Below are 21779 nucleotides of genomic sequence, written 5' to 3'. Positions count from 1 at the left end.
AATTGTTTTTGATGGCTATTAATGGCAGCCGTTACCTGTAATGAAGACAGAGTCTCCTTTCTGGTGGCTGCTGATATTGAGTGTGGCATTGATCACGTCGAGAATGTAGGGTAGAGGTTTGTTGTCGAACTGTGCGGTAAGGCGACAACCGGCGAATACCTGCTTGTCCATCACAAAGGATACATGAAAAGCCTGCTCCAGGTACCGGCACGCATCGGCAAAAGCAATATCATTGAACGAAAAAGACCTGGTGGCATACCCAAAGCTGTTGATATCGATGGAATCCACCACATACAACTGCTGAAGCGCCTTATGATAAAAACCGGATTGCCCTTTTTGAACGGTCACCATTTTGCCCAAAGCATACAATTGCACTACGCCCGACTGCACCTGCACTGCTACATGGCCGGAAGTCGTAATTTCCTGCACATTGAACGAAGTGCCCACCACTTTGATCGTCAGGTCGGCGACCTGGATGATAAATGGATGCTGCTTGTCGGGCGTCACATCGAAATAACATTCACCCTGTAAGCTGAGTTGACGATCAGGTTTGCCAAAGTCGGCAGCATAAGCCACCTGGCTATGTTGGTTTACCGTGATGAAAGTGCTATCGGGAAGCGTAGTGCTTTTTATTTCCTGCGTAGCGGTTTGCATCACATACGCAGCAGGATCATTCGCTTGGGACCCTTTACTGCTACGATTGAACCAGACGACAGACAGAATGATAAGCAAGCCGGCAACAGCCGCTGCCACATACCGGTTAAAGAAGAAACGTACGATACCTCGCTGAGGTTTGTTGTGCAGCAGCGGTTCCAGTTCACTCCAGGCCTGCGGCGAAGCAGGCGGCTGAGGAGTTGTCTCGCCAGACAATTGGTGCCAGAGCGCAGCAATACGCTGAAACTCCGCAGCATTACCTGCATCGGTCAGCCAGTCGTCCAGCTGCATGGCCTCCGTGGGAGTAGCTTCCCCGGCCAGGTATTTACTGATCAGCTCCGTCATATCAGGTTGGTTGGCTGTATTCATAGCATACATTTTATTCCGGGGTTATAGAAATAGGAAGATGATGCAGATAGAAGCCAGGCCAGCCAGTTGCTCGCGCAATAACTTTAGTGCTTTGCCCATTTGTACCTCTACCGTTTTTACAGAAATATTCATCTCCGCAGCAATCGTGCTGTACTTCTTGCCTTCCAGGCGGCTTTTGCAAAATACTTCCCTGCACCGCGGAGGCAGCGCATCAATAGCATGCTGGATCCTTGCTTTGATCTCTTTTTCCTGGGCAGTATCGATACTGTCGACATGAGCAGCAGGAGCCATATCCGGATGATGACGCTCCCTGATCTTGCGGTCCCTGACAGTATTTAAGGCGAGATGATAAACGGTAGTATACAAATAGGCGCGTGCAGCTCCCGGAAAGTTGATCTCGCCCCGCTTTTCCCATAATTTAACGAAAGCCGACTGTACAATATCCTTGGCCTCGGCATTGTCCTTTACAATGGTAAAAGCGTAACCAAACAACTTCCCGAAGTACTCATGAAAGCATTGCTTGTAGAGGTTTTCCACCGGTATATATACCTGTTTGTGATGAACGCTATTGGTTAATGGCTGGCCTGGCAATATCAGTATCATACACCTTAGACACACCAGCGGCAAAAAGCCCTTATACCCCCCCTCATTCGTTTTTTAAAAGATATCAGCCGGTCTGGCCAGCCACTAAATATAAATAAAATGGGGTGCATCTTTCGATACACCCCATTTTTACAGATAACCGTTATAATGAAGCAACAAGTCCGTGTCAAAAACTCCACAATCTAAAGCCGGGGTATATTCAGAGGTCCTGAACTCCCGACTCAGAACGCTCCACTACAACTGCACTTTCCGGCTGATTCTCTGTCCTTCCACCACATAGTGAATCACATAAGTGCCGGGAATAAGCCCTGTAAGTTCAGTTTGCTGCTGTTTCACATTGCGGGAAAGCAACAACTGCCCCTTCATATCATATACCTGTACGGTAGATGGTGCTGGACCATTGAAGTACAGCATCGTACTGCTGCCACTCCTTACCACGCGCATACTTGAACCGGCGCTGCCATTGAATACCGTGACGATGCGCGAGTAAACGCGATTGCCATTGTAATCAAGACTGACGATCCGGTAATGGCGGCTGGTAAAATTTAAGTCATTGTGCCGGAAACTGAAATCCATCGTACCTGTGGGATCGGCGATAGTGCCGGCAGTGCTCCAACTGCGGCCATCATGGCTATACTCGATCTCGAATTTATCAAGATCATCCACCTCGCCCATCTGCCAGTTCAGCTGCACATATTGGTCTTTAAGAGAAGCTGAGAAACTGTTGTAGGTAATGGGCAAGGTAATGCCGGCAGTAGTCGCGGTTACCTGGTCGAACGTGACACCGGTAGCCTGGAAACTAACATAGTTGGTGGCCGGGTTCACGGTACTGGTAGCAGTGGTAGTCCAGGTGGTGCCATTACGAAAAGCGATCTGTAATGAGCCTTCCGGATTACCCGCTAATTCGGCATCGCTGTAAAAAATGCCCACTTCGCCAGTGTAATTAATAGGAAGATTCAGCAGGTATTTTCGCTGAATGCTTTTCGAGCCGGCAGGCCAGCCCGGAACAGAAACGTAATCCTTGTCAAGTACATTACCAGTGATGTTGGTGTTGGAGCTGGGGATTAGCACCAGGCTGTCCATGGTGAATATCACACCGTTCTGCAGGAACAACGTGCCTGCCCCCACCTGGCTAAACCCCGGCGAGAAAAACAACAAACAACTTATAGCGTATAAAAAACTTCGCATTGTTTCAATTTTAGGGTGAAATAATAGTGTGTGCACAACAAATTATTGAACCCTTTGAATGGTCAACCCGGCACCTTGGCCACCGGTCAAAATAATAGAGCCTAATACACCCGTTAGTGTAACACTAATGGTTGCATTGGCTGGTAATGTTACAATAGCTTCGGCTGCATACCGGCTAACAGAAAGTATCGGAGTAAAAGTAAGGCCCGGGTTGGCAACACCATTGACGAGGACCTGTGAAGTTACGACCGCTGCCGCCGTTGTATTGATGCCGTAAGATATCCTGTACCGGCCTGGAGTAACTACTGTAAATACAGTATTGGCGCCGTTCACAGTAATACTGTCACCGAGATTTTGTGCGCTCGGGAAGGGTACTGTGACACTGCCCAGCACGAAAATTAATGTTTGGCCTGTTGTATTGGCTGCAAATCCGGTATTAGGTCCGTATGTAGAACCTTCAATGGAGCTGCTCATATGCCTCCACGCGCCCGAAATAAACATCCATAAGCCAACCGGTGCATTAAGCTGGTATACCATCAGGCCTTCTGCCGGCGCAGCAATAGCTGTTCTTTGGGCAGAAGACATACGCGGGATCAATACGCCCCTCGTTGTGGATGTAACATCGAGGGCTGAACTGGCAGCGGGCGTAGTGGTTCCAATGCCTACCTGGGCTTGTACAAATGGTGTAGCGGCCAGGAATAAAACTGTAAGGATAGTAAGCTTACTTTTCATAGTGTATATATGTGTGTTAAAAAATACAAAGTGATTCCACTACATGAATAATGAATTCATGCAACAACTAATCAGCATTAAAGAAGTGTAATTCATAAGGGCAATAACATACCCTGCACTTGATAGTGCCTGTAAGTAATGCCATAGTAAACCGCACGGGACATCCGGAGTTTACAGACCTGTGGTATAGCACACGTAGACTGTTGAACTGTGGAGCACTGTGTGGTTGGGCTAACTAATCATGAACATAAAAGGATGCGGTTGTGAACATGCTTGTTTCAGTGGAGATGCTAACGTTGAACGAAACAAGACTTACTAATCAGATGGGAGCATAACGCGCCATAAATATACACTTTTTGCTCGCAATATTGACGCTTGAAAATATTTTAATCAGCTACTGTGGAAGTATTCTTACAAAATAAATGCCAGGGCATAACAAGGGTGATCGTTTTCGGGTATAGTTTTTCGTGTGTTAGTTAGCGTATTGATCTGATACGGGTATGTGCGCTGCTTTGCAGCCAGAATAGGCTCTATCGGTGCCGGAAAAATAACGCTTCAATTTCTCTGTTCAGCAGATCTGCACTCACGTAGTCGCAATTGGTAGTCAATACGATAATGTATTTTTGAGAGGGGTAATAATGATGATACACCGACCAGCCATTGCCAACACCCCATTGACCTACACGGTCGAAGAGCGGCCTTTGGGAGTATAGTACCAGGTATGCGTTTTATGCCAGATATAGGAGAAAGCACCCTCCACCAATGGCCCTGTTGTATATCCTTTGATCATGTTCTTTACAAAACCTTCCTCAAGCATTTTACAGAAGAAAACAGCGCTGTCGAATTTATATAGATCGTTAGTACTGGTCCACATCGATAAAAGATCAGTATCGACCTTTTGCATGGTCAGCGCTTTGTGAATGAGGCCATAATCGGATTTGGCATAAGGCTTGGCAAATTGCGGCGGTGCAAAAGCGGCAGCATCGGCGCCAGCAAAAACAGTATTCTTCATCCCCAGTGGTATGAGGAAGGTCTTTTTAAAATACGCCTGGAAACTCATGCCGGTTACCTTCTCCACGATTGCTGCCAGCAAAACGATATTGCCTGATGATATTTCGGCTGTACTACCAGGCTTAAAATACGACGTGTCGCCTCTGAAATAAGGAACGTAATCAGTGAATGTGCGAATACCCTGTGCTTCTCTTTTGAGCATATCCCGGTGAGGAAGACCCGACGAGTGCGTAAGCATATGGTGCAACGTTATCTTATCACCGGCGGGCATGCCTTTGAAGTATTGACTAAGTGTATCCGTAAATTTCAGTTTACCCTCTTGCGCCAGGCGAATGATCGCCGTGCCCACAAACCCATAAACGGCACGGCTCATGTAGAACCGGGTATCCGTAGTATTCTTTATTTTCTTTTCCCGGTCGGCATAATTGTAGGCTTTCGAAAGAAGGACGCCGTTACTGTCGGCAATGAGGACAGCGCCGGTAAAAAGTTCATGGTTGCTTTTTGAGGTAAGCAAGCTGTCCACGACCTCGATCGCTTTTGATTGAGCCCGTAGGTTATTCGCTGTCAGTGTCAGCAAAGTGGTTGTAATGATAATCAATATGCTTTTCATGGTTGGGTCAGCGCTGGAAATAAGGGTTATACACAATGATACACAACTAACGGCAGGATTGCAACAGAGGCATAAATTCCGGTATACAAACAGCCTGAGGGCTAATTGAATATTTAATTACCTTTAACCCCTTGAAAAAATGGTTCGTCATAATATTGTTATTCATTACTGCTACAGGAACATTTGTGCCCTGCTGCGCAGATGGATGTGCTGATGAAGTCTCCGCTACAGAAGCGGGACATGAGGAAGAACATGACGACAAAGGCAGTTGCTCGCCCTTGTTTGCCTGCAGCACCTGCGCACCTTCTGTCATCATTCATGTTACGGAGGTCTTATTGAACCCTCCGGTAATTAATAACAGGCACCACGTTTCATGGGAACTTACACCATTGGCTACATTTCATCCCTCGTTTTTCCAGCCTCCGAAAATGAGTTGATCTTACCTACGGATTACAGTTTTTATTTATTTACTTAATCATCGGCACACGATGCGATCAATATTTACAGGCATACTCCTGTGCATGACCTCATTGGCTGCACAGGCACAAGAACAGGAAGAGAAACACGAACACGATTCATTAGAACAAGTAATAGTAACAGCAACCCGCACCAGCCGCACCATTGCCAATCTCCCAACGCGTACGGAAGTGATCTCCGGCGAAGAACTGCAAGAAAAAGGCAACATGAAACCCGGCGATATCAGGATGCTGTTGAATGAAAGCACAGGCATTCAGACACAACAAACCTCCGCCACTTCCTTTAATGCGGGCATACGCATACAAGGGCTCGACGGCAGGTACACGCAGCTGCTGCGTGATGGCTATCCCTTGTACGCCGGTTTTTCGGGAGGACTGTCCCTTTTGCAGATTGCTCCCCTCGACCTGAAACAGGTGGAAGTGATCAAAGGATCTGCTTCTACTTTATATGGAGGTGGTGCCATTGCAGGGCTCGTCAACCTGGTGTCCAGAACACCCGGCGAAGAACGCGCCCTTAATTTCATGGCCAACGGTACTTCGGGAAAAGGACTTGACCTCAGCGGTTTTTACAGCGAGCGGTATGGCAAACTGGGCCTTACGGTATTCGGCTCCCGCAACAGCAACGGACCCTTTGATCCCGCTGATATTGGCCTCACAGCCATTCCCAAATTTGAACGCTATACCATCAACCCGCGCCTGTTCTTATATGGCAAAAAAACGAGCGCCGATATTGGCGTTAGCTATATTACAGAGGACAGGGTAGGAGGCAACGTCAATTACATTAAGAACGGCGGTACAGGTTACTATGAGCAGAACAATACCGATAGGGTCACCACCCAGTTCGGCATTGCCCACCAGCTATCGGAGCACAGCACGCTGCAACTAAAAAGCAGCTATACCCGCTTCGATCGCAACATTGCCATACCATCGTATACCTTCGATGCCTTACAGCAATCATCTTTTACCGAGCTCACCTGGATGAACAAAAGAGAAAAAGCAGATTGGGTGATCGGCGCCAATTTTCTGACAGATGATCTGGAAGAGAAACGACGATCTGCCGATCCTGCACGCGATTATCACTATAATACCTTTGGTGTGTTTATCCAAAATACCTGGACAGTGAGCGAACAGTTTACACTGGAAACAGGGCTGCGTGGAGATCACGTAAACGAATATGGCTTTGAACTACTGCCAAGAGTTTCGGCAATGTGGAAGATCAGCCCTGCATTCACGACCCGCCTGGGTGGCGGATTTGGTTATAAGTCGCCTACAATCTTTACAGAAGATGCAGAGCGCAGGCAGTTCCAGCACATCCTGCCCATCGATATCAACAACACCCGCAACGAGCGTTCCGTGGGTGGCAACTGGGACATCAACTACCGAACCCATATCGGAGAAGTAGGCTTCACCCTCAACCACCTGTTCTTCTATACACGCCTCAACAGGCCGTTAGTTTTAGAAGGTACAGGAACAGGAAATGGAACATTTGTAAATTCTGATGGGTATGTCGATACCAAAGGCATGGAGACAAACCTGCGCGTTACCTGGGAAGATTTCAAGCTGTTTATTGGATATACCTATACCGATGCCAACACTCACTTCAATGCCAAACAATGGTTGCCGCTCACGGCGCGCCACAGGTTGAACAATGTGTTGATGTATGAAGTAGAAGAAAAATGGAAAATAGGTCTCGAAGCCTATTATTATAGCCGCCAGCAATTGAGCGATGGCAGCTTCGGAAAATCATATTGGATCACGGGATTAATGGCAGAAAAACTATGGGAACATTTCTCCCTGTTCATCAATTTCGAGAACTTCAGCAATACCCGGCAAACCCGTTGGGGACCTATTTATAGTGGCACCATCGATAATCCTGCGTTTAGGGATATCTATGCACCCTTGGATGGCTTTGTTGTAAATGGAGGTATCAAAGTGAATTTATAAGGATATAAAAAATGAGCCCCGCATAGAAATGCGGGGCTTCACTAATCAAATTCGTTAACCATTAAACCTTATCCTTTTTATTATAACAATAAAACTTACGTTTCGTACTAAAGAATAGCCCACCTTTTTTATAATATTTCTTATTCTTTTGATCTGCATCAACTTGTTTATCAATTTAGTAGTGATTCTTCTATTGTCGGGCGTTGAACATTGAATAAATACACCCACCTTCTGTCATTTCGAACGTAGCCATCCAGCACTACAAAAAATAGGTTGTAGTGGCGGAGTGAGAAATCTGCTTGCGAAGCAAAGGCATAACACCTGATCAAAATCATCTTCCCCTTTGACCCACCTCATCAAACAGAGGACATACCCCTGCTAATTTCGCCTTTCATTCACGCGTATGCTACAGGCAGAACATACCGGCTTGCAATGCGCCCATTGTGGCGAACCTTGCCCCGGCGAAAACATCAGCTATGCCGGCGCCCATTTTTGTTGCGCAGGCTGCCGCTCCGTATACCAGCTCATCAACCAGCAGGGATTGTGCGATTACTATGCACTCAATCAACAGCCCGGCGCCACCCAGCAGGTACCTGTTCGAAAAGACAAATTCGCTTTCCTCGACGATGACCGCATCGTGCAAAAGCTGATCAGCTTTAAGAACGAACAGCAGACCCGTGTCATGTTCTACCTGCCCCATATTCACTGCAGTTCCTGCCTCTATCTGCTGGAACACCTGCACAGGCTACAGCCCGGCATCAGCTCGGCACGCGTCAACTTTACCCGCAAAGAAATCGAAATAGATTACGATCACCGGCAGATTACCCTGCGCACGGTAGCTGAGTTGCTTACACAGATCGGCTATGAACCCTACATCAGCCTGGCCGACCTCGATCAGGCAAAACCACGATACCAGAAACAATACATCCGTCAACTGGGCGTAGCAGGCTTCTGCTTTGCCAACATCATGCTCCTCAGCTTTCCCGAATACCTGGGGCTCGAAGTGGCCGAGCAACACCTGCAAGGCATATTCCGCATGCTCAACCTGGCGTTGGCCTTGCCGGTATTCCTCTACAGTGCCCAGCCATTCTATACTTCCGCCTGGAAAAGCCTGCGCCACCGTTTCCTCAACATCGATGCGCCCATCGTGCTGGCCATCTTCATTACTTTCGGCCGCAGCCTCTATGAAGTACTTACTGGTAGGGGTGGAGGATATTTTGATTCTATGACAGGTATTGTATTCTTTATGCTGGCAGGAAAAGTACTGCAGGATAAAACCTACCGGCAACTGTCCTTTGAACGTGATTATACATCCTGGTTTCCCATCGCAGTTACCGTGGTAAAAGAAGATAAAGAATTGGCAGTGGCATTGCCGGCGGTAAAACCGGGCGATACACTGCGTATTCACAGCGATGAATTGATACCGGCAGATGGCATCCTTTCCCGCGGCAGCGCCATGATCGATTATAGCTTCGTTACCGGCGAATCCATGATCGTGCCCAAAGAAATGGGAGAGATCGTATATGCAGGAGGGCGACAGAAAGGCGGTAGCATCGAAGTGTTGGTCACCCGCGAAGTAGCACAAAGTTACCTCACACGCTTATGGAACCAGGATGCCCTGCGCCAAAAGAAGAACAAAGAACAGGATTCGTTTGTGCACACGGTGAGCCGTTATTTTACTGTGGTGCTGTTGAGCCTTGCAGCCATCACCGCTGTTTATTGGTGGATCAATGACCCTATGAAGATAGCCAGCGCAGTCACTGCTATGCTGATTGTGGCATGCCCCTGCGCACTCTTGTTATCCGGCACCTTTACGAATGGTAATATCCTCCGCATCCTGGGGCGCAACCATTTTTACCTGCGAGATGCACAAGCCATAGAAGACATTGCCAAGGCCAATCACATCGTATTTGATAAAACGGGGACCCTCACGGTAGTACAGCAAATGGATATTGCCTGGGAAGGAGAAAGACTTACGGAAAAACAAATGCAGATGATCGCCGCCGTGGCGGCACAAACCAATCATCCCCTCACACGCGCATTAAAGCAATGGCTGCCCAATGATCCGGAGCTGCAGGTAGATGCCTTTAAAGAAATACCCGGCGAAGGAGTGGCAGGCATGTTGGGCGACACCTGCATACAACTCGGCAGCGCCTTTTATACCAAAGCAGCCAATACTACACGCAATGGAGCCACCCGCGTATTTGTCAACTGGAATTACCAGTCTAAAGGATACTTTGTATTTACGAGCCACTATAGACAAGACGTGCCGCAATTACTTGCAAGCCTGCGCAGTCGATATGATATATCATTGGTAAGCGGTGACAATAACCGCGAAGCTGCTAACCTCCACAGGATGTTGGGGCCGGAAGCCACCTTGTTATTCAATCAAAAGGCGGAAGATAAACTACACCATGTAGAGCAACTACAGCAGGCAGGCAGACGTGTAATGATGATTGGGGATGGATTGAATGATGCGGGTGCACTCAGGCAAAGCAATGCAGGCATAGCACTCGCAGAAGATACCAACAACTTTACGCCCGCCAGCGATGCGATCCTCGAAGCGGCACAACTTTCAAAGATCGACAAATTCATTACCCTGTGCAGGGCCAATCGCTACATCATCATGACCAGCTTTTTCATGTCGGTCCTCTACAACATCGTCGGCCTGTACTTCGCAGTACAAGGAACCCTCTCACCACTCATTGCCGCCATCCTCATGCCTGCCAGCAGCCTCAGCATCCTGTTGGTCACCTTCGGCAGTAGCAACCTCGTCGCTAAAAAACTCAAATTATAATAGCGACTGACATTCACATGACGAAAATCAGTTCGCCCAATAAGCAGCATCATCCTTATTGCCTGCTATCCAAAATACTTTTGACCTGTTAAAGCATCAACCATGACAGTGATAATCCTCCTGCTGGGCGCCAGTATATCCGTATCGGCCCTGTTCCTCGCCGGCTTTATCTGGAGCGTAAAGAACAGGCAGTATGAAGATGAATACTCACCACCCGTCAGAATGCTGTTCGACGACAAACCAGGAAAAGACACACCAGAATAAACCCCACACACCAAAACAGAAAACAAGCACAATATGCCGGTAGAAAAGTTCTATTACGACAACAAAACGGTGAAATGGTTTGCCTACGCCGTACTCTTCTGGTCCATCGTTGGGATGCTGGCCGGGTTATGGGCAGCCATCGCATTGTACTATCCCGCCATCAACCTCGGACTGCCCGCCACGAGCTTTGGTCGCATGCGTCCGGTGCATACCAATGCGGTCATCTTCGCATTTGTAGGCAATGGTATCTTCATGGGCGTATACTATTCCTTACAGCGCCTCTGTAAAGCAAGGATGTTCAGCGACCTGCTCAGTAAGATACACTTCTGGGGATGGCAGCTGATCATTGTGGCGGGAGCCATAACCCTGTGGGCCGGCTTTACAACAGGTAAAGAATATGCAGAACTCGAATGGCCCATCGATATCGCGATCACATTGATATGGGTAGTATTCGGCATCAACATCTTCGGCACCATCATCAAACGCCGCGAAAGCCACCTCTACGTGGCCATCTGGTTTTACATCGCCACCTGGGTCACAGTAGCGATGCTGCACATTGTCAACTCATTTGAATTACCATTCACCTGGCTCAAAAGCTATAGCTGGTATGCCGGCGTGCAGGATGCATTGGTACAGTGGTGGTATGGCCACAATGCGGTGGCCTTCTTCCTTACCACGCCTTACCTCGGCTTGATGTATTACTTTCTGCCCAAGGCAGCCAACAGACCAGTATACTCATACCGCCTTTCCATCATACACTTCTGGGCTTTGATCTTTATCTACATCTGGGCAGGCCCTCACCACTTGCTGTATACGAGTTTACCCGATTGGGCACAGTCACTGGGTGTGGTATTCTCGATCATGCTCATCGCTCCAAGCTGGGGCGGTATGCTCAATGGATTATTCACGCTCCGCGGCGCCTGGGATAAAGTACGTGAAGATCCTGTGTTGAAGTTTCTCGTGGTAGCGATCACCTGCTACGGCATGGCCACCTTCGAAGGGCCGCTGCTAAGTTTGAAGAACGTAAACGCTATTTCACACTTTACCGACTGGACGATTGCGCACGTACACGTGGGCGCCCTCGGCTGGAACGGCTTCCTCACTTTTGGTGTCTTGTACTGGCTGGTGCCCAAAATGTGGAACACCACACTCTACTCCAAAAAACTCGCCGGCGCCCATTTCTGGATAGGCACCATCGGCATCGTATTATATGCATTACCCCTCTATTGGGCAGGCTTTGCACAAAGCATGATGTGGAAGACCTTTACCGAAGAAGGACAACTGAAATTCCAGTTCCTCGAAACAGTCACCAACATTATACCCCTCTACGTTACCCGCAGTATTGGAGGCGCCTTGTACATCGGCAGCACCTTCATCATGATCTACAACCTGCGCAAAACGATACAACAAGGAAGCTTCATAGCCAACGAAGCAGCCGAAGCACCGGCACTGGCCAAAGAGATTCAAACCCATGGCAAACAATACTGGCATCGCTGGATTGAAAAACGCCCTATGCAGATGTTGGTGTTCAGCCTCATTGCAGTGGCGATTGGCGGAGTCCTTGAAATGATCCCCACCTTCCTGGTGAAAAGCAATGTGCCTACGATCACGAGCGTGAAACCCTACACGCCATTGGAGCTGCATGGTCGTGATATCTACGTGCGTGAAGGATGCTATACCTGCCACTCACAAATGATACGCCCGTTCAGAGATGAAGTAGCGCGCTATGGCGATTACTCCAAAGCAGGAGAGTTTGTATACGACCATCCCTTCCAATGGGGTTCCAAACGAACAGGGCCCGACCTGGCACGGGAAGGAGGCAAATACCCCGATAGCTGGCATTATAACCACATGCTCGATCCCCAGTCGATGTCGCCTGGGTCCATCATGCCATCCTATGGCTGGCTATTCGATAAACAGGTAGATACGAGCCTCACGGCGGCAAAGATCCGCGCCATGCAAACACTGGGCGTGCCCTATCCCGAAGGATACGACCAGCAGGCCAATAAGGAATTGATGCAGCAGGCTACTACGATCACGGCCAGCCTTAAAGCCGATAAGATAGAAACCAATAAAAACGCCGAGATCGTAGCCCTCATCGCTTACCTGCAACGACTGGGCAAAGACATCAAAGCCACACCAACAGCAGAAACGACTAAACAATAAATTATGAAATTCATACACTACCTCGAAAAGATCAGCGGCGTGAGCATCTATGGCCTCAGCTCACTACTCATATTCGGCCTGTTCTTCCTGGTGATGCTGATATGGACATTCAAAGCCGATAAAAAACTGATAGAAGAAGTGAGCAGAATACCCCTTGATACAACAGAATAACAGAAAAAGCACCACTATGACCCGCTATAAAAAAATACTACTGCTGGCAGTTACTCTTAGCTTCAACACCATCCTGTTTGCGCAGGCACCTGTGCCCGACTCCATGGAAAATCCCTTTGTGGTGATGATGATCGTCATCATGGCTATCCTGGCCCTCATCATTGGCCTGCTGGCCTGGGTAGTCCTGGGCAGTGCACAGATATACCTGGAAAGAACGAAACAGGAAGAAGCCAATGCAGCGCCGGAAAAAAAAAGCAACCCTGCACCCGCTGCGGTCATTGTGCTTGTGGGATTACTAAGTAGCCTGGCTACACAGGCAGAAGAAACAGGCGCCGCTTCGGTAACCAGCGCTTACAAACTCAGCGATACGGCCTTCTATACGATGGCAGGCGTCATCTTCCTGGAACTGATGGTCATCGCCGCCTTGCTCTATAACCTGCGCGTACTGCTGGAAATTAAAAGAAAGAAAACAGTGCCTGCTGGTGCACCTGCAAAACCCAAAGTCAGTTTGTGGGCAAAGCTCAACAGCTTTAAACCGATCGAGCAGGAAGTTAACCTCGATCTCGGTCACGAATACGATGGCATCCGTGAGCTCGACAACCGCCTGCCGCCCTGGTGGCTCTATGGCTTTTACCTTACGATCATATTTGCAGTAATATACCTCTGGCGTTACCATGTGTCACATACTGCGCCGGATAGTATCCAGGAATACCAACTTGCTGTACAGGCAGCCGAAGTAAAACGCGCCGAGTACCTGAAAAAAGCAGCCAACAATGTAGACGAGAACACGGTGAAATACCTCACGGCAGCTGATGAGTTGGCCGCGGGAGAGAAAATATATTCCACTACCTGCTTCCCATGCCATGGAAAAGCAGGCGAGGGTGGAGTAGGGCCCAACCTCACAGATGACTACTGGCTGCATGGCGGCGGCGTAAAAGATATTTTCAAGACGATCAAATACGGTGTGCCTGAAAAAGGGATGAAGAGTTGGAAAGATGATTATTCACCGGGACAGATAGCACAATTGGCAAGCTATATCAAATCGATCAAAGGCACCAACCCGCCCAACGGCAAAGCTCCACAAGGACCATTGTACACAGAAGAAGAAACGAAAGCAGTTGACTCAGCGGCAACGGAGCCGGCAAAATAAAGCAATATGGCTACGATAGAAGCAGGAGAATCGTTCAGAGATAGAATTGCCACAGTAGATGCAAAAGGAAAACGGCAATGGGTGTTTGCACAAAAGCCCGTAGGCAAATTGTACGACCTGCGCACCTGGGTGAGCCTTGCATTCTTTGCCCTTTTCATAGGCCTGCCCTTTATACACATCGATGGCAAGCCACTCTTCCTGTTCAATATACCCTCCGCCCGCTTTATCATTTTCGGGAAAGTATTCTGGCCACAGGACTTCTTCATCTTCGGCCTCACAATGATCACCTTTGTGATCTTCATCATCCTTTTTACAGCAGCCTTCGGACGCCTGTTTTGCGGATGGGTATGTCCTCAAACCATATTCATGGAAATGCTCTTCCGTAAAGTGGAATACTGGATCGAAGGTAGTGCGGCCCGGCAAAAGTTGGACAAGACAAAACCCTGTACTACGGAAAGAATCACCCGGCGTACTCTTAAGTACGGGGCATTCTACCTGCTTTCTTTCATCATAGCCAATTTTTTCCTGGCCTACATCATTGGCATCAAAGAATTGTACAAGATCATGACAGAGCCGGTGAGTCAGCACATGGGTGGGTTGACTTCCATTATCGTCTTCTCTGGGGTGTTCTTCGCCGTCTATGCGTTCTTCCGCGAGCAGGCATGCATAGTAGTATGCCCTTATGGAAGGCTGCAAGGCGTGTTGATGGACAAGAACTCGATGATCGTGGCCTACGATTACAAACGCGGAGAACCGAGGGGTAAATACACCAAAAAAGCGGAGCTGTACAAAGGCGATTGTATCGACTGCTTCCAATGCATTAAAGTATGTCCAACAAACATCGACATCCGCAACGGCACACAGATGGATTGTGTAGGCTGCACTGCCTGCATAGATGCCTGCAACGCCATCATGGATAAAATAGGCAAGCCGCAGGGATTGATACGCTACGCTTCCGAAAACGGCATCGCCAAAAATGAGCCCTTGCGCTACACCCCCCGGATGAAACTCTATACGGGCTTGTTGTCGGTACTGGTCATCCTGCTCACCATCCTGCTGATGTCGCGCAACGATATTGACGCCACGGTCATGCGCACGCCCGGTATGTTATACCAGGAAAGAGGAGAAGACAGCGTATCCAACCTCTACAACATCAAAGTGGCTAACAAAACTACTGCCGATATTCCCTTGCGGCTAAAGCTGGAAGCAGGCAATGGGCGCATAGAAGTAATAGGAGGGAGCACAGTAGCCGTGAAGAAAGAGGAGGAGAGTGCCGGAACCTTCTTTATTGTATTACCCAAGCAAACGATACACGAAAGGAAATCGACATTAAAGATTGGGCTTTACGAAGGCGACAGGAAAATAGACGAGGTGCAAACCAATTTCCTGGGCCCCGTAAGTCAACAACCATAAAACATAAAATTATGAATTGGGGAAACAAACTCATACTGATATTCATAGCCTTCGGTGCTATGATGAGCTACCTGGTATACCGCTGCATGAAAGTGCCGGTCAACCTGGTGTCGAAAGAATACTACCGCGAAGAGATTGCCTACCAGGAAGTCATCGACAGCCGGAAGAATACGGGCATGCTCAGCACTGCCTTACAACTCACAGAAGATAAAGAAACCATCGGCCTCACCTTACCGGCTGAAATGAAACACAAAAAGACAGCAGGAAAGATACTATTGTACTACCCGGCCAATGCTAAGTACGATAGACAGTTCTCACTGCAAACCGACACCGCTGCTTTCCAGTCATTGAGCAAGGAAACATTGATACCGGGCAATTATATAGTGAAGATTAGCTGGCAGTCAGACGGCACCCATTATTACAGCGAACAACCCTTCACCATACATTGATGATAACGCCGGTCATAATAGCGGGTATAAGCATGGGCATCATCAGTAGCCTGCATTGCATCGGCATGTGCGGCCCGCTGGTAATGGCCTTGCCTTTACCCAAGCAGCCCGGCTATCGGCGTTTGTTGGGAGTGCTGACCTATAACGCAGGCAGGTTAACTACCTACGGCCTGCTGGGCTTACTGTTTGGATTGGCGGGAAGAAGATTACAGGTGGCAGGCTGGCAACAATGGCTTTCCATCACGATGGGCACAGCCATTATATTGTGGTGGGCGATCGCGGCAGCGGGTAAACAAACTTCATTTCCCCTTGCCCGTTCGATACAACAGGCGATCACAAAGCTGAACTTATATGTGTGGAAGCATGCTGCTAAAGCAGGCTTTTACTTCTTGGGCATGGCCAATGGATTATTGCCCTGTGGCATGGTATACCTGGCCATTGCAGCAGCCATCAGTACGGGCGACACAGGATTATCATCACTCTTTATGATCGCGTTTGGAGCAGGAACATTGCCGGCTATGACGGGCCTGGGCTACATCAGTACATGGTTCAAACAACCACTACGTTTATATTTGCGCAAATTGATGCCGGTATTTACTGTCGTGGTAGGAGTGCTCCTGATCCTGCGTGGCCTCAACCTCGATATTCCCTTTATCAGCCCGCGTTTACCAGTCATACCAGGTGGCGGCATTTCCTGTCATTGATATAAAATAGCTAAGCCGGCCAGCATCACTGCATGGCCGGGCTTAACTGCTTCAGAAAGGGGTAAGGGGTTGATTATAGTAAAGCAGATTGTGTCGATCTTTCAAACCGGCCGGTTTTATTGGTGAGCCGGATGCGGAAAACGATACCGTCAATAGATTCTGCATGGATATCAGTAAAAGGCCAGGTAGCCGATTGATGCACACGTTCACTGCTGATCATAGGAAGTGTTCTGCGGAGTAATTTGTTCAGCGCTTCCTGGCGTTCATCACCCGCGGTCAGTTCTTCAAATGTACCCCAGGCCACTACACTTTTCCAGTTGGCCATATTCACGAGGTCATCCGTTTGAAAACACACCTCCGGATTCTTACGCATCAGGGAGATTTTCATACCCTCCTGCGTGTAGCAATACACAAACTGACCGTCATACGTAAAACTGATTGGCACTACGTATGTAATACCATCGGCATGACAACCAATACGGCCTACAGCCTGACTGCCCAGTACCAGTTCGATGTCTTCAGGAGATAAACTACCATACATAACAATAGAATTTTAAGATTTACGCGTTAGATAACAGTTGCAAAAGTAAAAGCTGTGTTGGGCCGGGCTTATGACGGCAGTTATCAGAGAAGCTGATAATGCTCATATACCAGCAACTGGTCATCTGCTAATTTAGCTGTATCATTTTGTCACTCATGAACACACGCATATCAACTGCACTTATCAGCAAATACAACCGGCCCGTACCGCGCTATACAAGCTATCCAACGGTCCCTTATTGGAACAAGGAGATCACCCAGCAACAATGGCGTCAACAGTTTAGTGATGCCTTTGCAGCCCGTAACCAGGCAGATGGCATCAGCTTGTACATACACTTGCCCTTCTGTGAATCCCTCTGCACCTATTGTGGCTGCAACAAGAAGATCACGACCAACCATGCAGTGGAAGAGGCATACATCGAAGCATTACTAAAAGAGTGGTCATTATACACCCAACAAACGGGAGAGCGGCCACTCCTGCGTGAGATCCACCTGGGTGGAGGAACACCTACTTTCTTTTCTCCGGCCCGCCTGACCGGTCTGTTGGAAGCGATCATGGCTACCGCCATCATACATCCGGAGGCACAGTTTAGTCTTGAAGGACATCCCAACAATACTACACGAGAGCACCTCGATCAATTATTCCAGTTGGGCTTCAGGCGTATCAGCTACGGTGTGCAGGATCTCAATCCCCGTGTTCAACACATCATCAACCGCATCCAGCCATTCGAAAAAGTACAGCAGGCCAGCGAAGAGGCTCGTGCAGCAGGTTTCACAGCTGTGAACTTCGACCTGATCTATGGCTTGCCCTTGCAAACGCGCAACAGCATCGAACAAACCATCAACCAGGTGATAACCTTGCATCCCGACCGCATCGCTTTTTACAGCTATGCCCACGTGCCATGGACGAGCCGCGGCCAGCGCCTGTTTAGTGAAGCAGACCTGCCCGGTGCTGCGGAAAAACTGGCTCTTTACCTGCTGGGACAAAACCTGTTGACCAGTGCTGGTTATGCAGACATTGGCATGGACCATTTTGCCCTGCCACAGGATGAGTTGTTCAAAGCAAAAGCCGGTGGCTACCTCCACCGCAACTTCATGGGCTATACTACACAACACAGCGGCCTGCTGCTGGGACTGGGCGTGTCTGCTATCAGCGACCTCAACAGCGCCTTTGCACAAAACAATAAAACATTGCAGGAGTACTACAGCGCAGTAAACAACGGCAACTTGGCCATCATGCGCGGATATATACTAAGTGAAGAAGACCTTGCCTTCCGGCAATACATCAAAGAAGTAGCCTGCAACGGCGCCACCAGCTTTGCGCCGGAACACCTGCCAATATTAGAGGAATGTAGTTTTCCCATTCTGGAAGAATTAGCAGAAGATGGCTTATTGATATTTAATCAGGAAGGCATGCAATTAACAGCAATGGGCCATTACTTCATCCGCAATGCCTGCAGCGCCTTCGACCTCCACTTACAAAGAAGCCGGTCAACCCAGACCAAACCCCTATTCAGCAAAGCGATTTAAGAGACTTTATACCTTTCAAAAAAACTCCGCTCCAATGCTTCCCGGTGATCAGGATGCGCCAAACCGATTAATGCCTTACCCCGCTGCTTCAGGTTCTTGCCAAACAGATCTACAGCCCCATACTCCGTCACTACCCAGTGAATATGCCCACGGGTAGTGACCACACCGGCGCCCTGTTTGAGATAAGGAACAATACGTGATTCCCCTTTGGAAGTAGTAGAAGGCAACGCAATAATAGGCTTGCCATCTTCCGATAATGAAGCACCACGGATAAAATCCATTTGTCCGCCAATACCGGAGAACTGGAAAGTACCGATGGAGTCGGCGCACACCTGCCCGGTTAGGTCTATTTCAATGGCGCTGTTGATAGCCGTCACCTTCGGGTTCTGACGGATAACGCTGGTATCATTCACGTACGCAATATCCATCACGCGGATAGCAGGATTATCGTCCACAAAATCGTATAACCTGCGTGTGCCAGCCATAAAACCGGTTACAGATCGCCCCCTGTTCAGCTTCTTCCGCGAGTTGTTGATCACACCCTTTTCGATCAGCGGAATGATGCCATCCGAAAGCATCTCCGTATGCAAGCCAAGGTCCTTATGCCCGTGTAGGTTTTGCAATACCTGGTCGGGAATGCCACCGATGCCGAGTTGTAGAGTAGCGCCATCTTCCACCAGCGCGGCCACTTCCCGGCCAATAGCCTTTACTGCTTCATTACTCTTCGCTGCATAGTTCACCTCGGGCAGCTCACTGCTATGCGCTACCATCCCATGTAGTCTGCTCACATGAATAAAACCATCACCATGCGTGCGCGGCATCCGTGGATTCACTTGCGCAATGATCTTCCTGGCGGTATCAGTAGCCGCACGGGCAATATCTACAGAAGTGCCCAGTGAGCAATAACCATGATTATCGGGAGGCGACACCTGTATCAGCGCCACATCGATGGGCAGGATATTACGTCGGAACAGCTGTGGTATCTGGCTAAGGAATACGGGCACGTAATCCCCGTTGCTGCTATTGGCGATCTCACGCGTATTGGCCGAAACAAAGAGCGAGTTGAAAAAGAAATGCCGGCTGAACTCAGGCCTGTCGAAATCGATATCACCCATATTCGTAATACTTACAAGCTCCACATCCTGCAATTCATGATACCTGTCTTGCAAAGCCTTCACGAGGTGTACAGGCGTAGCGGCGCCACCATGAATAAACACCCTGTCGCCCGATTGGATCAGTTGAACAGCTTCAGCGGCCGTTATAAAGTTGGTTGAATACATAAAGTTGTGTGTTACAGAATGTAAAGGTATACACTCAGGCAGAACCCTTTATTGACAGGTATCAAAAAACAGTATGATTGCAATCATTAAAGCTGATTATGGCAACAGGTAACAGGGGGGGCTTTCAATCTTTCAACTTTTAAACCTGTGAACCGCCACCAACACGTATGACCAAAATCAGTTCCTAACCGGTGTTACGTCATAGAAAACGGCTTCCCCCTCAGGTATTTTTGTGATCATGGGATACTGTTCCGGGAGAGCAATCGATTTTAACCCACAGCATAAAAACAAGTATATGATCATCTTTATAAATAGCAAGAGCCAGGTGAGTGATATCCAGCGTGATTTCAACGGATTGTTTCCATACCTGAAAATAGAACTCTTCAAACACAAACACGGATACCTGGAAGCATCGCCGCGGCAGGCAAAGCTGCCCCATTACCTTTACCTCAGCGATCTGGCGACGCAGTTGCCCACACAGATCAGTGTGCCGGAGAGTATGACAGTGCAGGAACTGGAAAAAATGTTTGAAGAACAATTAGGATTACACCTGCAGGTATTCCGCAAAAGCGGTAACCTCTGGTTGGAAACAACAATGACAGATGGCTGGACCCTCAAACAACAGAATGATCACGGAATGGAGATCAGTATAACAAGTTATTGAGCTTCTCCAGGTTACTGATAAAGATCTTTCCCTCTTTAATCTCAATTAGCTTCTCTGATTTGAAATCGCTCAACGTGCGGATCAACGACTCGGTAGCAGTGCCCACATAATGAGCCAGGTCGTCGCGCGAGATATTGATAGGCGTTTTGGCAGCGCCCTCTTTATTGAATTTCTGGTGTACGTCGATCAGCGCTTTGGCCACCCGTTTGCGCAATGAGCCATAGGCGAGGTTCAGCAGACGTTCTTCCTTCTCCTGAACATTTTGGGCGATCAGTTTGATAAAGCGGCCGGCAATGCTCATATCATTATACATGACCTGCAAAAACTCTTCACGCGGTATTTGCACCACTTCCGCCTCTTCCAGCACTTCAGCACTGTCTTCATACGACTTGTTTTCCAGCAAAGGCAAATAACCAATGAAATCACCGGCGGTATACAGGTTCACGATATATTCCTTGCCATCCTCATGCTGCCGGAACACTTTTACCTTTCCCGATTTCAGGTAGTAGAGGAATTTGGGACGCTTACCTTCGGAGTACAGTGTAGTCTTCTTGCTGCTGGTATAAGCTTCATATTGATCAAGCTCCATGGATAAAAGGCCCGACTGCCGCAGGTCATTGATCATGGCAGAAGCACCCTGGTCATCACCGGCATATTTCTTATGAAGGATATCACTCTTCTTCAGCCGCGTTTCTACGGCATTCAGCAACTCGATGTCATCAAAAGGTTTGGTAATATAATCATCGGCCCCCATCTCCATGCCCTTGCGGAAATCGGCCCGTTCGGTCTTGGCGGTGAGAAAGATAAAAGGAATGAATTCGGTAGCAGCGTTCTTGCGCAGCAGGTGCAGTACCCCATAGCCATCCAGCTCGGGCATCATGATGTCACAAATGATCAGGTCAGGCTTTTCCTGCAAAGCTTTCTCTACACCCTTCTTGCCATTTTCCGCACTGAAAGTTTTATAACCTGCCAGCGACAGTATTTCCGCAATATTTTCGCGGATATCTTCGTGGTCATCGATGATCAGTAAAGAACGCATACACAAAAAATTATTTACAGTATCA

Annotated in this window: 19 protein-coding genes; 11 read left to right on the top strand and 8 right to left on the bottom strand. The window is 48.4% G+C overall.

What is annotated here, in order from left to right; all coding sequences use genetic code 11:
• Positions 1-18: 18 nt before the first annotated feature.
• The 5 genes from AC5JBY_RS21585 to AC5JBY_RS21565 all read right to left on the bottom strand — a co-directional run bounded on the left by AC5JBY_RS21585 (position 19) and on the right by AC5JBY_RS21565 (position 5167).
• Positions 19-1023, bottom strand: coding sequence for a FecR family protein (locus tag AC5JBY_RS21585; RefSeq protein WP_495906730.1), 1005 nt, complete (start codon positions 1021-1023; stop codon positions 19-21).
• A 21-nt stretch (positions 1024-1044) separates the two neighbouring features.
• Entirely contained in the window at positions 1045-1626 is a 582-nt protein-coding gene (locus AC5JBY_RS21580) for an RNA polymerase sigma-70 factor (protein WP_495906729.1), read from the bottom strand.
• 234 nt (positions 1627-1860) lie between these two features.
• Complete coding sequence (locus AC5JBY_RS21575) at positions 1861-2814, bottom strand: T9SS type A sorting domain-containing protein (protein ID WP_495906728.1); 954 nt, start codon at positions 2812-2814, stop codon at positions 1861-1863.
• A 42-nt stretch (positions 2815-2856) separates the two neighbouring features.
• A complete protein-coding gene (locus tag AC5JBY_RS21570) occupies positions 2857-3546 on the bottom strand; it encodes a BclA C-terminal domain-containing protein (protein ID WP_495906727.1) in 690 nt (229 codons plus the stop codon).
• Between the two features lie 679 nt (positions 3547-4225).
• The gene (locus AC5JBY_RS21565) at positions 4226-5167 is read right to left on the bottom strand and encodes a serine hydrolase domain-containing protein (RefSeq protein WP_495906726.1); all 942 of its coding nucleotides are present in this window, start codon (positions 5165-5167) and stop codon (positions 4226-4228) included.
• 488 nt (positions 5168-5655) lie between these two features.
• Here AC5JBY_RS21565 and AC5JBY_RS21560 point away from each other — a divergent pair, with 488 nt between their 5' ends.
• The 9 genes from AC5JBY_RS21560 (at position 5656) to AC5JBY_RS21520 (ending at position 16701) form a co-directional block, all read left to right on the top strand.
• Positions 5656-7587 (top strand): TonB-dependent receptor plug domain-containing protein, encoded by a 1932-nt coding sequence (locus tag AC5JBY_RS21560; RefSeq protein WP_495906725.1) that lies wholly within the window; start codon positions 5656-5658, stop codon positions 7585-7587.
• 403 nt (positions 7588-7990) lie between these two features.
• Entirely contained in the window at positions 7991-10384 is a 2394-nt protein-coding gene (locus AC5JBY_RS21555; RefSeq protein WP_495906724.1) for a heavy metal translocating P-type ATPase, read from the top strand.
• Between the two features lie 102 nt (positions 10385-10486).
• A complete protein-coding gene (gene ccoS, locus AC5JBY_RS21550; RefSeq protein WP_495906723.1) occupies positions 10487-10648 on the top strand; it encodes a cbb3-type cytochrome oxidase assembly protein CcoS in 162 nt (53 codons plus the stop codon).
• 33 nt (positions 10649-10681) lie between these two features.
• On the top strand, positions 10682-12814 hold the full coding sequence (gene ccoN / locus AC5JBY_RS21545; RefSeq protein WP_495906722.1) for a cytochrome-c oxidase, cbb3-type subunit I: 2133 nt from the start codon (positions 10682-10684) through the stop codon (positions 12812-12814).
• A gap of 3 nt (positions 12815-12817) precedes the next feature.
• Positions 12818-12985 (top strand): CcoQ/FixQ family Cbb3-type cytochrome c oxidase assembly chaperone, encoded by a 168-nt coding sequence (locus AC5JBY_RS21540; RefSeq protein WP_495906721.1) that lies wholly within the window; start codon positions 12818-12820, stop codon positions 12983-12985.
• A 16-nt stretch (positions 12986-13001) separates the two neighbouring features.
• Positions 13002-14135, top strand: coding sequence for a cbb3-type cytochrome c oxidase N-terminal domain-containing protein (locus AC5JBY_RS21535; RefSeq protein ID WP_495906720.1), 1134 nt, complete (start codon positions 13002-13004; stop codon positions 14133-14135).
• Positions 14136-14141: 6 nt separating this feature from the next.
• Positions 14142-15548, top strand: coding sequence for a cytochrome c oxidase accessory protein CcoG (gene ccoG / locus AC5JBY_RS21530; RefSeq protein WP_495906719.1), 1407 nt, complete (start codon positions 14142-14144; stop codon positions 15546-15548).
• Positions 15549-15559: 11 nt separating this feature from the next.
• Positions 15560-15997: a FixH family protein gene (locus AC5JBY_RS21525; RefSeq protein WP_495906718.1), complete on the top strand. Its 438-nt coding sequence runs from the start codon at positions 15560-15562 to the stop codon at positions 15995-15997.
• Positions 15998-16029: 32 nt separating this feature from the next.
• Positions 16030-16701, top strand: coding sequence for a sulfite exporter TauE/SafE family protein (locus tag AC5JBY_RS21520; RefSeq protein WP_495906717.1), 672 nt, complete (start codon positions 16030-16032; stop codon positions 16699-16701).
• 73 nt (positions 16702-16774) lie between these two features.
• Here AC5JBY_RS21520 and AC5JBY_RS21515 read toward each other — a convergent pair whose 3' ends face one another.
• Positions 16775-17242: a pyridoxamine 5'-phosphate oxidase family protein gene (locus AC5JBY_RS21515; RefSeq protein ID WP_495906716.1), complete on the bottom strand. Its 468-nt coding sequence runs from the start codon at positions 17240-17242 to the stop codon at positions 16775-16777.
• Positions 17243-17397: 155 nt separating this feature from the next.
• Here AC5JBY_RS21515 and hemN point away from each other — a divergent pair, with 155 nt between their 5' ends.
• Positions 17398-18771 (top strand): oxygen-independent coproporphyrinogen III oxidase, encoded by a 1374-nt coding sequence (gene hemN / locus AC5JBY_RS21510; RefSeq protein WP_495906715.1) that lies wholly within the window; start codon positions 17398-17400, stop codon positions 18769-18771.
• On the opposite strand, the gene AC5JBY_RS21505 is transcribed toward hemN, so the two are convergent.
• Positions 18768-20051, bottom strand: coding sequence for an acetyl-CoA hydrolase/transferase family protein (locus AC5JBY_RS21505; protein WP_495906714.1), 1284 nt, complete (start codon positions 20049-20051; stop codon positions 18768-18770). The two genes, hemN and AC5JBY_RS21505, sit on opposite strands and share 4 nt — an antisense overlap.
• A 295-nt stretch (positions 20052-20346) precedes the next feature.
• Between AC5JBY_RS21505 and AC5JBY_RS21500 the strand changes: the two genes are divergently transcribed.
• Positions 20347-20715, top strand: a complete 369-nt coding sequence (locus AC5JBY_RS21500) for a hypothetical protein (RefSeq protein WP_495906713.1) — start codon at positions 20347-20349, stop codon at positions 20713-20715.
• Here the strand turns inward: AC5JBY_RS21500 and AC5JBY_RS21495 are convergent.
• A complete protein-coding gene (locus AC5JBY_RS21495) occupies positions 20696-21754 on the bottom strand; it encodes a response regulator (protein ID WP_495906712.1) in 1059 nt (352 codons plus the stop codon). The two genes, AC5JBY_RS21500 and AC5JBY_RS21495, sit on opposite strands and share 20 nt — an antisense overlap.
• Between the last annotated feature and the right edge of the window lie 25 nt (positions 21755-21779).

The sequence above is a fragment of the Paraflavitalea sp. genome, from assembly GCF_059502485.1.
The sequence above is the reverse complement of the archived record's forward strand: the minus strand, read 5'-3'. Positions and strand labels throughout refer to the sequence as shown.